Source organism: Cupriavidus sp. DB3 (assembly GCF_020418465.1).
GTDB classification, from domain to species: Bacteria; Pseudomonadota; Gammaproteobacteria; order Burkholderiales; family Burkholderiaceae; genus Cupriavidus; species Cupriavidus cauae.
The window spans coordinates 49,159-62,884 of the sequence record NZ_JAIZPL010000001.1 but is presented as its reverse complement, the minus strand read 5'-3'; the positions used below and the strand labels follow the sequence as shown (position 1 = coordinate 62,884).

14 protein-coding genes are annotated in these 13,726 nt (G+C 65.0%); 7 read left to right on the top strand and 7 right to left on the bottom strand.

What is annotated here, in order from left to right; genetic code table 11:
- Window positions 1-14 precede the first annotated feature (14 nt).
- Window positions 15-1,496, top strand: coding sequence for an NAD(P)/FAD-dependent oxidoreductase (locus tag K7G19_RS00255; protein ID WP_226105102.1), 1,482 nt, complete (start codon window positions 15-17; stop codon window positions 1,494-1,496).
- A gap of 240 nt (window positions 1,497-1,736) precedes the next feature.
- Window positions 1,737-2,702: a tripartite tricarboxylate transporter substrate binding protein gene (locus K7G19_RS00250; protein ID WP_226105101.1), complete on the top strand. Its 966-nt coding sequence runs from the start codon at window positions 1,737-1,739 to the stop codon at window positions 2,700-2,702.
- Window positions 2,703-2,841: 139 nt separating this feature from the next.
- Here the strand turns inward: K7G19_RS00250 and argC are convergent, their stop codons facing one another.
- Window positions 2,842-3,765 (bottom strand): N-acetyl-gamma-glutamyl-phosphate reductase, encoded by a 924-nt coding sequence (gene argC / locus K7G19_RS00245; protein ID WP_226105099.1) that lies wholly within the window; start codon window positions 3,763-3,765, stop codon window positions 2,842-2,844.
- 135 nt (window positions 3,766-3,900) lie between these two features.
- On the opposite strand from argC, the gene K7G19_RS00240 reads away from it, so the two are divergent.
- On the top strand, window positions 3,901-4,785 hold the full coding sequence (locus K7G19_RS00240; RefSeq protein WP_226105097.1) for a LysR family transcriptional regulator: 885 nt from the start codon (window positions 3,901-3,903) through the stop codon (window positions 4,783-4,785).
- A 129-nt stretch (window positions 4,786-4,914) separates the two neighbouring features.
- Window positions 4,915-5,379, top strand: coding sequence for a YaiI/YqxD family protein (locus tag K7G19_RS00235; protein WP_226105095.1), 465 nt, complete (start codon window positions 4,915-4,917; stop codon window positions 5,377-5,379).
- Between the two features lie 64 nt (window positions 5,380-5,443).
- Here the strand turns inward: K7G19_RS00235 and K7G19_RS00230 are convergent, their stop codons facing one another.
- The 3 genes from K7G19_RS00230 to K7G19_RS00220 all read right to left on the bottom strand — a co-directional run bounded on the left by K7G19_RS00230 (window position 5,444) and on the right by K7G19_RS00220 (window position 7,928).
- On the bottom strand, window positions 5,444-6,517 hold the full coding sequence (locus K7G19_RS00230; protein WP_226105093.1) for a LacI family DNA-binding transcriptional regulator: 1,074 nt from the start codon (window positions 6,515-6,517) through the stop codon (window positions 5,444-5,446).
- Window positions 6,518-6,615: 98 nt separating this feature from the next.
- Window positions 6,616-7,392, bottom strand: a complete 777-nt coding sequence (locus K7G19_RS00225; protein ID WP_226105091.1) for an SDR family NAD(P)-dependent oxidoreductase — start codon at window positions 7,390-7,392, stop codon at window positions 6,616-6,618.
- Window positions 7,389-7,928 carry a VOC family protein gene (locus K7G19_RS00220; protein WP_226105089.1) on the bottom strand — a complete coding sequence of 180 codons (540 nt, stop codon included), beginning with the start codon at window positions 7,926-7,928 and terminating at the stop codon, window positions 7,389-7,391. The genes K7G19_RS00225 and K7G19_RS00220 overlap by 4 nt, the downstream gene beginning before the upstream one ends.
- 200 nt (window positions 7,929-8,128) lie before the next feature.
- On the opposite strand from K7G19_RS00220, the gene K7G19_RS00215 reads away from it, so the two are divergent.
- From K7G19_RS00215 to K7G19_RS00205, 3 genes are all read left to right on the top strand, one after another.
- On the top strand, window positions 8,129-9,091 hold the full coding sequence (locus K7G19_RS00215; RefSeq protein ID WP_226105088.1) for a tripartite tricarboxylate transporter substrate binding protein: 963 nt from the start codon (window positions 8,129-8,131) through the stop codon (window positions 9,089-9,091).
- Entirely contained in the window at window positions 9,049-9,582 is a 534-nt protein-coding gene (locus tag K7G19_RS00210) for an ester cyclase (protein WP_226105087.1), read from the top strand. Before K7G19_RS00215 ends, K7G19_RS00210 begins: the two co-directional genes overlap by 43 nt.
- A gap of 82 nt (window positions 9,583-9,664) precedes the next feature.
- Entirely contained in the window at window positions 9,665-10,171 is a 507-nt protein-coding gene (locus K7G19_RS00205; protein WP_149319905.1) for a 2,4'-dihydroxyacetophenone dioxygenase family protein, read from the top strand.
- Between the two features lie 28 nt (window positions 10,172-10,199).
- Here the strand turns inward: K7G19_RS00205 and K7G19_RS00200 are convergent, their stop codons facing one another.
- From K7G19_RS00200 to K7G19_RS00190, 3 genes are all read right to left on the bottom strand, one after another.
- Entirely contained in the window at window positions 10,200-10,547 is a 348-nt protein-coding gene (locus tag K7G19_RS00200; RefSeq protein WP_226105086.1) for a hypothetical protein, read from the bottom strand.
- A gap of 60 nt (window positions 10,548-10,607) precedes the next feature.
- A complete protein-coding gene (locus K7G19_RS00195) occupies window positions 10,608-11,801 on the bottom strand; it encodes a CaiB/BaiF CoA-transferase family protein (protein WP_226105085.1) in 1,194 nt (397 codons plus the stop codon).
- A 348-nt stretch (window positions 11,802-12,149) separates the two neighbouring features.
- Window positions 12,150-13,670 carry a CoA-acylating methylmalonate-semialdehyde dehydrogenase gene (locus K7G19_RS00190; protein ID WP_150082429.1) on the bottom strand — a complete coding sequence of 507 codons (1,521 nt, stop codon included), beginning with the start codon at window positions 13,668-13,670 and terminating at the stop codon, window positions 12,150-12,152.
- Window positions 13,671-13,726: the final 56 nt, after the last annotated feature.

Here is a 13,726-nt window from a genome sequence, read left to right as displayed (position 1 = left end):
ACATGGCCTCCGACATGGCTTCCATTTCCGCCGAGATCCCGCAGTACGACCTGCTGGTGGTGGGCGCTGGCCCCGCCGGCCTGGCTGCGGCCACCCGCGCCGCCGGCCTCGGCCTTGTCACCGCGCTGATCGACGAGCAGCCCGCCCCGGGCGGCCAGATCTATCGCGCGGTCGGCAGTACCCCGGTGCAGGATCGCAACATCCTCGGCGCCGACTACTGGCACGGCCTGGAACTGCTGGATCCCTTTGCACGCAGCGGCGCACGCTATCTGTCCTCGGCCACCGTGTGGTCGATCAATCGACTCGAGCCGCAGGCTGACGGCCAGCCGGCGGGCTTCGAGGTCGCCTACTCCGTGTCCAAGGGTGGGGAAGAACCGCAGGCCTCGCTGCTGCACTGCCGGCACATCATCCTGGCCACGGGCGCACAGGAGCGGCCCTTCCCCATCCCGGGCTGGACCTTGCCGGGCGTCATCACGGCAGGGGCCGGGCAGATCCTGCTCAAGACCTCGGGCGTCGTGCCGGAAGGACGCACCGTGCTGGCAGGCGGCGGACCGCTGCTCTATCTGCTGGCCTATCAGTACCTGAATGCGGGCGTGAAGCTGGACGCCATTCTCGAAACCACGGCAAGCAGCCAATGGCTGCAGGCGCTGCCTCATGCGTGGAACTTCCTGCGATCGCCCTACCTTGGCAAGGGCCTGACGCTGATGCGCGCGGTCCGCAAGGCGGTGCCCATCGTCAGCGGCGTCACCGCGCTGGAGGCAGTGGCGGGCACGAATGGCCAGCTGGCCGAAGTGCGATATACCGCGGGCGGCCAGAGCCGTTCGATGGCCGTTGACCAGTTGCTGCTGCATCAGGGCGTGGTCCCGAATACCAACCTGTCGCGCGCTGTCGGCGCCGAGCATGCGTGGAACGACCTGCAGGACTGCTGGGAACCGGTCGTCGATGCCTGGGGCGCGACCTCGGTGCCGCAACTGAGCATCGCCGGCGACGGCGCGGGCATCGCGGGCGCCATGGCAGCGGAGCACCGCGGGCGCATCGCAGCAGTGCACGTCGCCGCGGCGCTGGGCCGCATCGACGCGGCAGCTCGCGATCGCGAGGCCGCACCGCATCAGGCCGCGCTCGCGCGGGCTACGCGGGGCCGGGAATTCCTCGAGGTGCTGTACCGCCCGGCGGCGCAGTTCCGCCGCCCGGTGGGCGACACCATCGTCTGCCGCTGCGAAGAGGCCACCGCCGAGCAAGTACGGCATGCCGCCCGCATCGGCTGCCAGGGCCCCAACCAGATGAAGGCATTCCTGCGCTGCGGGATGGGCCCCTGCCAGGGCCGGTTCTGCGGACTGACGGTGACCGAACTGATCGCCGACGAGCAGCAGCGCCATCCGCGCGATGTGGGCTACTACCGGCTGCGCTTCCCGACCAAGCCCGTGACGCTGGGGGAGATCGCCACGCTGCCGCAGACCCCGGCATCGCGCGAGGCGGTGGTGCGTTTCAAGAAGTAAGGGGCGAAGGCCAGCTGCCCGGCACGGAAGGACGGCTGGCCGACGCCACCAGAAAAACTATCGCGTCAAAGAACGCGACGCCGGACTGCCATGCGGTACGGCGCAACACAACTAGAAAGCGAGCACCGCAAGCGACAGGCGTCGGGGCATATCGAAGCCCCGCCCGCGCCCAAGGTGCCGCAACGATCCAGTGCAGCAGCGACATCCTGAGAGGATTCCACCCATCTACGAGGACCAACCATGGCATTTTTTAAGATCGTTCCCGCTGTCGTACTGGCATTCGCTGCCACACAAGCCGTCGCCCAGGAATTGCCTCCCGGGCCCATCCGCATGCTGGTCGGCTTCGCGCCCGGCGGCGGCAACGATGTCATCGCTCGCGTCGTCGCCACGCAGTTCCAGTTGAACACCAAGCAGACCATGGTGGTGGAAAACCGGCCCGGCGGTGGCAGCACCATCGCCACCGCGGAGATGGCACGCGCCACGCCCAACGGCTCGGTGCTGCTGCTCGGATCGGTGGGCGGACAGGCTATCGCCCCGTCGGTCTACAGCAAGCTGCCCTATGACCCCGTCAAGGGCGTGCAGCCTGTGTCGCTGGTGGCCAAGTCCGCCAACGCGCTGGTCGTGAACAACGCGCTGCCGGTGAAGACCGTGCAGGAGCTGCTGGCCTATGCGAAGGCCAATCCGGGCCAGCTCAATGTCGCGTCGCCGGGCAACGGCACGATCTCGCACCTGTCCGCGGAGCTGTTCAAGAGCATGGCTGGCGTGGCCATCACCCACATCCCCTATCGCGGCGATGCGCCTGCCATGCAGGACGTGATGGCGGGCCAGGCGCAGATGACGTTTGCCAGCCTGCCGTCGGCCAAGGCCGGCGCCGACTCCGGCAAGGTCCGCATCATCGCGGTGACCAGCGCCAAGCGCGTGGAAACCATGCCGGACGTGCCGACCATCGCCGAGTCTGGCGTGCCGGGCTACGAAGTGGTGTCCTGGTATGGGGTCTTCACCACCGGCGGCACGCCCATGCCGACCGTGAAGCGCCTCGCCCAGGAAATCGCCGCGGTAGTGGCAACCCCCTCGGTCCGCAATTCCATCACCAAGCAGGGCATGGAACCCAGCGCACTGGGCCCGGTGGAATTCGCCCAACTCGTGAACCGCGATTCCCAGAAATGGGACAAGGTCGTGAAGACAGTAGGGATCAAGCTGGACTGATTTTTTTGATTTGCAGTGCCCCTGTAGTACTCGCCCGGGCGTCGGAGGACGGCCCGGGTTTTTTTATCGAAGGCTCACTTCGGCTTGCCGGCCAAAATAGGTCGACCCGAACGTTGTCTCAATCCAATGCCAACCACCGCTACGCCAGCATCAGGTCCAGGGTCTGAATCGCTGCTCCAGATGCGCCCTTTCCAAGATTGTCGAAGACCGCGGACAGAAGGACGTGGCCGTGCTGCGCGCCAGCAAATACGCTCAGGCGCATGTCGTTCGTACCGTTCAGCGCTTGCGGATCCAGATGCTTCAAGGTGCTCGATTCCTGCAGCGGCAAGACATGTACGTGGTCCGCGTTCGCATAGTGGCGCGCGAGGCAGGCGTGCAACGTGTCGCCATTGACGCCGGGCGCCAACAGCCGCAACGCCAGCGGCACCGTCAGCACGATGCCCTGGCGGAACGATCCGTATGCGGGGACAAAAATAGGCGGCTGCGCGAGCCCGGCGTGCTGCTGGATCTCCGGCGTGTGCTTGTGCGCGAGTTCCAGCCCATAGACCTGGAATGACTGCGCGCTGGCGGCGCCCGGCCCCTCATATTCCTCCACGCCGGCGCGTCCGCGCCCCGAGTAGCCGGATACCGCATGAATGCTGATGGGGTAATCGCCCGGTATCAGCCCGGCCTGCACCAACGGACGCAGCAGGCCAATTGCACCGGTCGGATAGCAACCCGGATTGGTGACCCGACGTGCGTTTGCAATTCGCTCCGTCTGCTCGGGCGCCATTTCGGGGAATCCGTATGTCCAGTCCGGGTGTGTACGGTGCGCGGAGCTGGCGTCGATGACCCGGACCGCGGGATTGACAATGGCCGCCACTGCCTCGCGCGCGGCGGCATCCGGCAAACAGAGGATGGCGATATCGCAGGCATTCAAGGCTTCTGCGCGCCGCCGCAGATCCTTGCGCTCGGCAGCCGCCAGCGTCATCAGCCGGATGTCGGTCCGGTGACGCAGCCGTTCGTGGATCAGCAACCCGGTGGTACCTTGGTCGCCGTCGATGAAAACAACGGGTGAGCTCATACGTGGATACTCCGCTGGGATTGGGGTTGCAAGAAGTCGAACGACGAACGAGCCCCATCTTCGGCGGACCGCTACAATAGGGAAAGTTGAATTTCACAACGAGAACATTCATCTTTCCTGAACCCGGACGCCGACATGCGAGAGATCAGCCTGGACCGCTTGCGCACCCTGGTCGCCATTGCGGACCGGGGCTCATTTGCCGATGCCGCGCGTGCCTTGCACCTGGCGCCGCCAACGGTCAGCCTCCATATCGCCGAACTGGAAGACCGCATTGGGGCTCCACTGCTGTCGCGCAAGCGCGGACATGTAAGGCCGTCGGCGATCGGAGAGGTGCTGGTGGAGCGCGCACGTCGGCTGCTGGCCGATGCGGAGCAGGCGTTGGACGATATTCAGCGCCAGGTGCAGGGGCTCGAAGGACGCGTTCGGCTGGCTGCATCGACTGGCGCGCTCGCGCACCTGCTGCCGCAGGCGCTGGAGGGTCTGCGCCAGCGCCATCCTGCTATCGACATTCAGGTTGCCGTGCTGACCTCACAGGAAACGTTGTCCCGGCTGGCGGATGGGACGCTGGATGTGGGACTGGTCGCACTGCCTCAGCCACCGGTAGCTGGACTCGTGATCAAGCCGTGGAGGCGCGACCCCGTGATGGCCTTTGTGCCGGCGCATTGGCGTTGCCCGGCGCGCGTCACGCCCGAATGGCTCGCTGCCCAACCTCTGATTCTCAATGACGCGACCACGCGGCTTTCCCGCCTGACCGCTGAGTGGTTCGCGACGGCGGGCTATCATCCTGCGCCTCGCATTCAGCTGAACTACAACGATGCGATCAAGAGTCTGGTAGCAGCAGGTTATGGCGCGGCGCTGTTGCCCCACGAGGCGACGGCGCCATTACCGGACAAGCGCATTGTCATGCGTCCGCTGCGCCCGGCGTTGTGGCGTCGGCTCGGAATTGCACATCGTGCGGGGCACGTTGAACGTTCCACGCAACACGTACTGGATATGCTGCGGGATCTGAGATTGGCGTAGCAGCGACCGTTTTTCGCCTCGGTTCGTTCTCGCCGCGGCGCAATCGTAGTCGCATCGGTGTGGCGGATCGCCGTGGAAATGGCCCACTCAAGCGGTATCATGAGCGCCCTATTCAAAGGAAATACCGCGATGCAAGTCCTGGTCGACGCAGACGCCTGCCCGGTCGTAGTCAAGGAAATGTTGTACCGAGCGGCGCAACGCCTGGAAGTGTGCGTCACGCTGGTCGCCAATCAGTACATGCGCACGCCGCCTTCGCGCTTCATCAAATCGATCCAGGTGCCGGCGGGCTTCGACGCCGCCGACGAGCGGATCGTCGAGCTGGTCAACGCCGGTGACCTTGTGATTACGGCGGACATCCCACTTGCATCGGCTGCCCTGGACAAGGGCGCCCACGTGCTCGATCCACGAGGAAGCTGGTTCACCCGGGAGAACATCCAGGAGCGCTTGACGATGCGTGAGGTAATGGACCAGCTCCGCGCCTCGGGCATCGATACTGGGGGGCCTGCGCCGTATTCCGCTCAGGACAGCAAGGCGTTTGCCGGGCACCTGGATCGGTTCCTGGCGCGCCATGCGCCGCCGAAACCCGTCCCCTGACGCGTGCCAGACATAGGAAAGCATGGGCGGACAAGCGAGGCCCGCCCTGGGGATGCTCGGACCTTTACGTCTTCCCGGCCCGAGGCGGCGCGCAAGATTCCCGCATGACAACATGCGTCGTCAGCCGAATCTCCTCGCCCTCCAGCACCTTCCCCTCGCCTCTTCCCGAACCCACGCCAATAGATCGCAGCAGCATTTCCGCAGCCGCCGTCCCCACCGCCTCCAGATCCCAATTGATCGCCGTGATCGCCGGGGAGTAGAGCTGCGCGAGATCGCTGTCGCCGACGCAGATCAGGCTGACATCCTGCGGCACGCGGTTTCCGGTCTGCTTCATCGCTTGCAGGACGCCGGAGAGAATCCGTGTACCGAGGCAGATGAAAGCGGTCGGTCGATCCTTGGCCGAGAGAAGCGCCAATGCATCGCTGAATGACAGATCCATCGCCGAGCGGCTGGATCGCACCAGCGTGTTGTCCACGGCCAGGCCGCGTTCTTCCATCGCCTCGCGATAGCCGTTGATGCGCTCTCGGCCCGGGCGCAATGCGCCGTCGGAGGTCATCAGCGCGATGCGTGTGTGCCCCAGGTCGAGCAGGTATCGTGTCGCTTCGTATGACCCGCGGGCGTGTTCGACATGAACGCCGACACCTTGCGCACCGAAATCGCGGTCCATCGCGACAACGGCGAGATCGCGGGAGATCTGGGCCAGGTAATCGGGGCGCTCGGTTTCACAGGGCCCCAGAATCAGTCCATCGACGCGGCGGCGTCGGAAGAGGTCCACCATCAGCTCTTCCTGGGCCTTGTTGTTATGCGTGTTGCCGACCACCATCGCATAACCCTCGCGCTGCAGCCGCGTCTCCACTGCTGTGATGATGCGGGCGTAAAGCGGATTGGCCAGATCGGAAACCAGCAGGCCCACGACGCCGGAGGTGCCGGTGCGCATGCTTTGCGCAATCGGATCGGGCGCATACGCCAGGGCTTTGGCGGCGCGCTCTACCGCCTGCAGCGCGGCCTCGCTCACGGGGCCGCTGCGGTTCAGGGCGCGCGATGCCGTCCCCACCGAAACGCCGGCGGCCCGCGCCACGTCACGGATGGTGACGCGGGCGGGCGTATCGGAGCTGGGGGTGCGCGTTCGGCTGGTCATTGATGATCCGGCGGGAATGTCCAAGCATGCGGCAATCTTCGCAGGCTTCCTCGCCCGCTATTATCGTCGAAAGCCAGGGCCAGGCCGTGCCGTTTCTCTCAGTAGACGGCACGCCCGCCGCTGATGTCGAACACCGCGCCCGTGCTGAAGCTGCAGCGCTCGGAACACAGCCATGCGGCCATCTCCGCCACTTCTTCGATTCGCACAAAGCGCTTCATCGGCACACGTTCGAGCAGGCGCGCCTGCAGTTGCGCCCGCTGGCTCTCCTCGGGTGCGCCAAAGATGTCGGTATCCGCCGCGCTGGGCGTGATGCAATTGACCAGCACGCCCGTTTCCGCCAGTTCCTTGCCGAGGCTCTTCGTCATCGATATCAAGGCGGCCTTCGATGCCGCATAGGCACCGGCAAACGGATTGCCTTCCTTGCCGGCGACCGAGGCCAAATTGACCACGCGCCCCCAGCCATTTTTCACCATCGCGGGCACGACTACTTGCGCGCATTGCAACGCGCCGAATACGTTGACGTCAAAAACGAGCTTCCATTCGTCGACCGACGCGTCGACCGTGGGGCCTCTGCGACCGAGGATGGCGGCATTGTTGACCAGCGCCGTCGGCGTACCCAATGTTTCGACGGTTTGCGCAAATGCGCGGTCTATCTGTCCGCGATGGGTAATGTCGACGGCGACGCCCAATACGTGCGCGCCGTCTCTGCGCAGGGCCTGAACGCCGTCATCGAGCAGCGCGCGATCGCGATCCCACAGGGCGACCGCGTATCCGTCCGCGGCGAGCCGGCTGCTGATTGCGAGCCCGATGCCGCGCGCGGCGCCGGTTACCACCGCGATCCGGCGTTCCGAATCCCTGCCCTCGGTGGCGTTCATTGCGGTGCTCCAATCCGCCGGATCGGATCGCTGCCGTCCCAGTTCTTCGCGGCCTCCGCAATCGCGGCAAAATATTCGCCCTTGCCGCCGGACATTTCGGAGATCTCGACGATATTGCCCGGCAGGCCCGCATGCACGTAATAGGCGAATCGGCCGCGCATGCCCATCCGGCCACCGTGGCCCTCGACATAGCCGCTGGCGCGCAATCGTTCGGCGAACTCGTCGAACCGGTCGCCCGTCCAGTACGCGATGTGCTGCATCCCTTCGCCGAATTGCTTCAGCGAATCCAGATACAGCGACGGCGCGTCATTGCGCTGCTGGATCAACTCGATCTGCACGCCGCCGGAATTGGCCAGCGCGATCGAGAGATCCGGCAAGGCCGACGCCTCGCCGTAATAGCGGAATTCGGTCGTGCCGACTTCCTTCTTGTAGAACCACGGTCCGACGCCAAGCACCTCGCTCCAGTGCCGCATCGCCTTCTCGATATCGCGTACGACGTAGCCGATCTGGCATACGCCTCCGAACAGCAAGCTCATTTCGGCTCCATGTCATTGCAACGCTGGAAACGTTTCCATAACAATACGGTAGCCGATGGCGCGGCGTTATGCAGCATAGCGTTAACCATGATTGCTGCCCGCATTCACCTTAGCCACACTGATATGGAAACGTTTCCACTGCACCGGAGACGTGAACCGATACCCGCATCGCAGAACGGGCGAACCCCATGGAGACAGACATGAAGACACTCTTCACCACCGCGCTGCTGGCCCTGGCGGCCACGGCCGCCCAGGCGGCGGACCCCGCCAACTATCCCGAGCGCCCCATTCGCATGCTGCTGCCCTTCTCCGCTGGCGGTGGCGGCGATACGCTGGGCCGCTTTCTCGCCGAACGCTTTGCCGCACAGCTGAAGCAACCGGTGGTGGTGGAGAACAAGCCCGGCGCCGCCGGCACGATCGGGACCCAGTCCGTTGCGACGGCGACCCCGGACGGCTACACGATCATGATCGGCGGCATGTCGACGCATCCGCTGGCGGCCGCGACGTACGCGAAGCTGCCCTACGACCCCGTGCGCGACTTTCAGAGCCTGGGGACCATCGGCAATTCGTCCATCGTGATGGTCGCGTCGAACTCGTACCCCGCAAACAACCTGAAAGAGCTGACCGCTCTGGCCCGCAAGCAGCAGGCGCCGGTGCAATACGCCAGCTGGGGCTCCGGATCGACCGGACATTTCTGCGGCGAGATCCTCAGCCAGAAGGCCGGCATCCCGCTGCAGCACGTGCCCTACAAGGGCACCGCGCAGATCATCACCGATCTGCTCGGCAACCATATTTCCGTGGGTTTCGTCGACATGGTCACCGCCACGCCCTTCGTCAAGGAGGGCAAGGTCAAGGCGCTGGCCGTCTGCACGAAGCGCTCACCGAGTCTGCCCAACGTGGCCAGCTATCAGGAGCAAGGCGTCGATTTCGACCGCGAATTGACATGGGCGATGTATGTCCCTGCCAAGACGCCGAAGCCGATCGTCGACAAGCTGTCGGCCGTGCTCGAGAACACGCTGAAGGAACCCGAGGTCGTCAGCAAGCTGCTGTCGCTCGGCATCACGGCGAAATACGTTTCCGGGGCCGAGCAGCAAGCGATCAATGCGCGCGATATCCCGATGTGGAAATCGATCGCAAGACAGGCGCAGATGGCGCTGGACTGACGCATCGCGGCGCTCGTGCTCTCCCCTCTTTCATGACGACACCACAAGAACGATTTATGCCTTCCACACTGAATGAAGCCCGCATCCAGACCGTACGCGATCATATGGCGCTGGAGTGCGTCCACGATTGGGACGCGGTGATCGACACCTTCGCGCATCCCCGCTACGAAATGCACGGCAGTGGAACGGTATTCGATGGCGAAGCCGAGGTGCGGGGCTATTTCGATTCATCGCGCGTGCCATTCCCCGATCTGAAGAACGAGATCATCGCAATTGCGGCCGATGGCGATACCGTGCTGGTCGAGTTCTGGCTGCAAGGCACGCACCTGGGTCCGTTGAAGGCCAACGGAAAGACCTATGCGCCGACGGGCCGCACGTTCCGCATCCGGATCGCCGCCACGTTCGAGTTTGCACCGGGCTCGGACAAGATCATCTGCGAACGGCCGTACTCCGCCCCGGATGCGAAGCTGCGCGCGCTGGGGCTGTTGTAAAGCGCCACCGGCCTGGCCATTCCCATATCACGCTGGGCTATGGGTCCCAGCTCTGCCGCTACTGGCAAAGGAGAGTTGAATCATGGCCTTGCCCAAGGTCGTCACGCATCAAGACCGTCTGCTGACGGTGAACATCCATGAAGCAGTCGAATTCCCTGGATCGGAGTCAGGGTCGACCATCATTCCGCTGTTCCTCGACCGTGAAAACGGCGTCTGGGTGCTGTACGGCAAGTTCGAGCCGGGCACCACGCTGCCCCCGCACTTCCACACGGGCACCGTCCACTTCTTCACGACGAAGGGAGAGTGGAACTACGTCGAATACCCCGACGATCGCCAGACCGCCGGCAGCTACCTGTATGAGCCCGGCGGCTCCGTCCATACCTTCTCCGTGCCGGCCGATGCCAGGGAGGCGGCCGAAGGATTCATGGTGGTCTACGGCGCCAACGTGATTTTCAAGGACGGCGAATATCAAGGGGTACGCGACGCGGGCGCGATCGAGGACGGCATTCTGAATGCTGCGAAAGCGATGGGCCTCCCTACGCCGCGTTATATCCGGCCAGGCGGGGGCGCTGCGTTCTCGCGCGATTGATCGGGATTAGTTTAGGGATCGAACACGTCTATCCCTTCGCGCACTCCGCTTCAAAGCTCTCATTCAGAGCCTGCGACCGCCGCAAGGCATAAGGCAGCACCGCCAGCACGCCAACTACGGCCAGCACCGTGCCGACCCACAGCGGCGATCGCAGTCCCCAGCCCTGGCTGATGCCTACGCCGCCAAGCCACGAGCCGGACATTAGGCCGATATTGATCACCGCGGTATGCATGGTATTGACCAGCGGCCCGGGCGGCGCGGCGCGCATCACGCGCACCACCATCGCGGGATTCAGCGACACGCCGGTCAGCCCGACCAGCAGCATCGCGATGACCGCAACCAGCGGCTGGTCGGCGCAAACGGCGAACAATGCCAACGCGCCCGCCAGCGAGGCGCTCGTTTGAAGCGGCTTATGCCATCGGGTTATGCCATCGGGTTATGCCATCGTTTCCCGCTGCCGGTCCAATTCGGCCAGGATCTCCGCCGTATGCTGGCCGAGATCGGGAAGGGCGGCATCGCGCGAGCTTGCATCGTCGATCGTCATGGGCAAGGCCGGCATCCGCAGGGACCGGTTGCCGGGCGACGGCACGTTGATCACGCGTTCCGGTGTCGTGGCCTGCGCGGTTTGGATGGCATCGTGCAGGTCGCGCACCGCGCCGCACACCACGCCAGCGGCATTGAGCCTTCGGCAAGCGTCTTCGGTGGTCAGTGCCGACAACGCGCCGGCAAGCATCCCCAGCAAGGCGGGTCGATTCGCCACGCGCGAGGCGTTGTCGTGAAAGCGTGCGTCCTGCGCGAGTTCCGGCAGTCCGACGCATTCGCACAAGCGGGAAAAGTGTTCCTGCAGATAGGCCGAAATCACGATTCTGCCGTCGGCAGTCGGTAGCACATCCGCCGCTGGCGCCATCGTCGGCTGGCCGTTGCCGCAGCGTGACGGCACCGTGTCGAGGATCTGGTACTCGGCCCACTGCTGGCTCAGCGCATCGGCTGCCACGTCGATCAGGGACACCTTGACATGGGCACCTTGTCCGGTGATGCCACGGCGCACCAGCGCAGCGAGCACGCCTGTCGCCAGCGTACGACCGGCCAGCACATCGACGACCGTGAAGCCGACGCGTGTTGGATCGGCATGGGCATCGCCGTTCATGCTCATCATGCCGCTTTCGGCCTGCGCGGCGATATCGAGGCCTGGGCGCGCCGCCGCCGGCGCGCTGTCGCCGAAGCCATTGACCGAGCCGTAGACAAGCCGCGGATGCTCGCCCCGAAGCTGTTCGGCGCCAAGCCCGTATTTCTCCATTACGCCCGGACGCGCATTCTGCAGCACCACATCGGCGCGGCGAACCAGATCCATCGCCACATCTCGATCCTCTTCGCGGCGCAGATCGAGCACGATCGAACGCTTGCCGCGGTTATAAGCGGAAAACATGGGCCCACAGGCATCGGCCTGCCATCCAGAGCGACGGCTGGCATCGCCGCCCGGAGGCTCGACCTTGATTACGTCGGCGCCCAGATCGGCCAGGATTTGTCCTGCCGACGGCGTGGCGATGAACTGGCCGAAGTCGACGACGCGCAGTCCGGCCAACACGGCCCCGCCCAGGCCGCTGCTATCGAATGAACCCTTGGTTTGCATGGCTTCTCACTCCGGCTTGACGCCGGCGTCCGTGGCGGCCATCCATCGCCTGCGTGTATTCATGGTTTGTCTCCCTTTGACTGCCGATAGTTGCGGTGTTGCTCCGTGGCACGATCGGCGTCGACGTCGATCCCGCGCGGGGAACTTGCGCATGCAAACTAACGCGCGAGGCTTCATCCATGCCACGCTTGTTTCGCTATCTTGAACGGACAGGAATGTTGGGAGACCTCTGCCACCGCACCGCACCGGCATCCGCGCGTTGAAGCGTTCGGGGATCGCGGCAAAAAAAACGGCGCCGGCGGGTATTCCCCCGCCGGCGCCGCCGGATGTCGCCGTTTGTGGCGCGCCTTACTTCGCCGTCGGCATCGCGAACTCTGCACCCTTGCCGATGCTCTGCGGCCAGCGCTGCATCACGGACTTCTGCTTGGTGTAGAAGCGCACGCCCTCTTCGCCGTAGGCATGCGTATCGCCGAACAGGCTGCGCTTCCAGCCGCCGAAGCCATGCCAGGCCATCGGCACGGGGATGGGCACGTTGATGCCGACCATGCCGACCTGGATCCGCCGCGCGAATTCGCGGGCGATGCCGCCGTCGCTGGTGTAGCAGGCCACGCCGTTGCCGAACTCGTGCGCGTTGATCAGCTCGACCGCCTCGGCGAAGTCCTTGACGCGGACACAGGCCAGCACCGGGCCGAAGATTTCCTCGCGGTAGATGCGCATCTGCGGCGTGACGTTGTCGAACAGCGTGGCGCCGGTGAAGAAGCCGCCTTCATGGCCGGCCACGCGATGGCCGCGGCCATCGAGCACCAGCGTCGCGCCCTCTTCCACGCCCAGGCCGATATAGCCCTCGATGCGTTCCAGCGCCTGCCGGGTGACCACGGGGCCCATTTCCGCTTCGGGGTTCATGCCGTTGTCGATCTTCAGCGCACGGGCGCGTTCGGCCAGCTTCGGAATCAGGCGATCGGCGGTATCGCCGACCAGCACCGCGACCGACACCGCCATGCAGCGCTCGCCGGCCGAACCGTAGGCCGCGCCGATCAGCGCGTCGATGGCCATCTCGGGATCGGCATCGGGCATCACCACCAGATGGTTCTTGGCGCCGCCCAGTGCCTGCACGCGCTTGCCGAATTGCGCGGCACGCTCGCTGATCGCCTGTGCGATCGGCGTCGAGCCGACAAAGCTGACGGCCTTCACTTCCGGATGCGCGATCAGCGCGTCGACCACCACCTTGTCGCCCTGCACGACGTTGAACACGCCGGCCGGCAAACCCGCCTCGGCCAGCAGATCGGCCATGAACAGGCTCGCGCTCGGATCGCGCTCGCTGGGCTTGAGCACAAACGTATTGCCCGCAGCGATGGCCACCGGGAACATCCAGCACGGCACCATGCACGGGAAGTTGAACGGCGTGATGCCGGTCACTACGCCCAGCGGCTGGCGCATGGTCCAGTTGTCGATGCCGGTGCTGACCTGATCGGTGTAATCGCCCTTGAGCAGTTGGGGAATACCGCAGGCGAACTCGATCACGTCGATGCCGCGCATGACTTCGCCCTGCGCGTCGGAGAAGACCTTGCCGTGCTCGGCGGTGATGATCGCCGCGAGCGTGTCGCGATGCTGGTTCATCAATTGCAGGAAGCGCTGCATCACGCGGGCGCGGCGGATCGGCGGCGTGTCGGCCCAGGCGGGGAATGCAGCGGCGGCCGCGGCGACGGCGGCGTCGACATCGGCGACTTCACCGAGCAGAACCTTGCGCGCGGCTTCGCCGGTGGCCGGATTGAACACGTCCTGCCGGCGCTGGCTGCTGCCGCTCGTACGCTGGCCGCCGATGTAGTGGCCGACGTCGGCACGGTCGGTATAGGCATGCGCTTGGGTCATCTCGGGCTCCTTTGGAGTTCTGGAATCAGTTCTGGAATCGGTGGAATGGGGCCAGT

What these genes read in the sequence shown, in the direction of transcription:
- K7G19_RS00255 (WP_226105102.1), top strand. Translation starts at nt 15, where the DNA reads ATGGCTTCCATTTCCGCCGAGATCCCGCAGTACGACCTGCTGGTGGTG.
- K7G19_RS00225 (WP_226105091.1), bottom strand. Translation starts at nt 7,392, where the DNA reads ATGAACGCCACCGAGGGCAGGGATTCGGAACGCCGGATCGCGGTGGTA.
- K7G19_RS00240 (WP_226105097.1), top strand. Translation starts at nt 3,901, where the DNA reads ATGCGAGAGATCAGCCTGGACCGCTTGCGCACCCTGGTCGCCATTGCG.
- K7G19_RS00220 (WP_226105089.1), bottom strand. Translation starts at nt 7,928, where the DNA reads ATGAGCTTGCTGTTCGGAGGCGTATGCCAGATCGGCTACGTCGTACGC.
- K7G19_RS00205 (WP_149319905.1), top strand. Translation starts at nt 9,665, where the DNA reads ATGGCCTTGCCCAAGGTCGTCACGCATCAAGACCGTCTGCTGACGGTG.
- K7G19_RS00195 (WP_226105085.1), bottom strand. Translation starts at nt 11,801, where the DNA reads ATGCAAACCAAGGGTTCATTCGATAGCAGCGGCCTGGGCGGGGCCGTG.
- K7G19_RS00190 (WP_150082429.1), bottom strand. Translation starts at nt 13,670, where the DNA reads ATGACCCAAGCGCATGCCTATACCGACCGTGCCGACGTCGGCCACTAC.
- K7G19_RS00250 (WP_226105101.1), top strand. Translation starts at nt 1,737, where the DNA reads ATGGCATTTTTTAAGATCGTTCCCGCTGTCGTACTGGCATTCGCTGCC.
- K7G19_RS00230 (WP_226105093.1), bottom strand. Translation starts at nt 6,517, where the DNA reads ATGACCAGCCGAACGCGCACCCCCAGCTCCGATACGCCCGCCCGCGTC.
- K7G19_RS00235 (WP_226105095.1), top strand. Translation starts at nt 4,915, where the DNA reads ATGCAAGTCCTGGTCGACGCAGACGCCTGCCCGGTCGTAGTCAAGGAA.
- K7G19_RS00215 (WP_226105088.1), top strand. Translation starts at nt 8,129, where the DNA reads ATGAAGACACTCTTCACCACCGCGCTGCTGGCCCTGGCGGCCACGGCC.
- argC (WP_226105099.1), bottom strand. Translation starts at nt 3,765, where the DNA reads ATGAGCTCACCCGTTGTTTTCATCGACGGCGACCAAGGTACCACCGGG.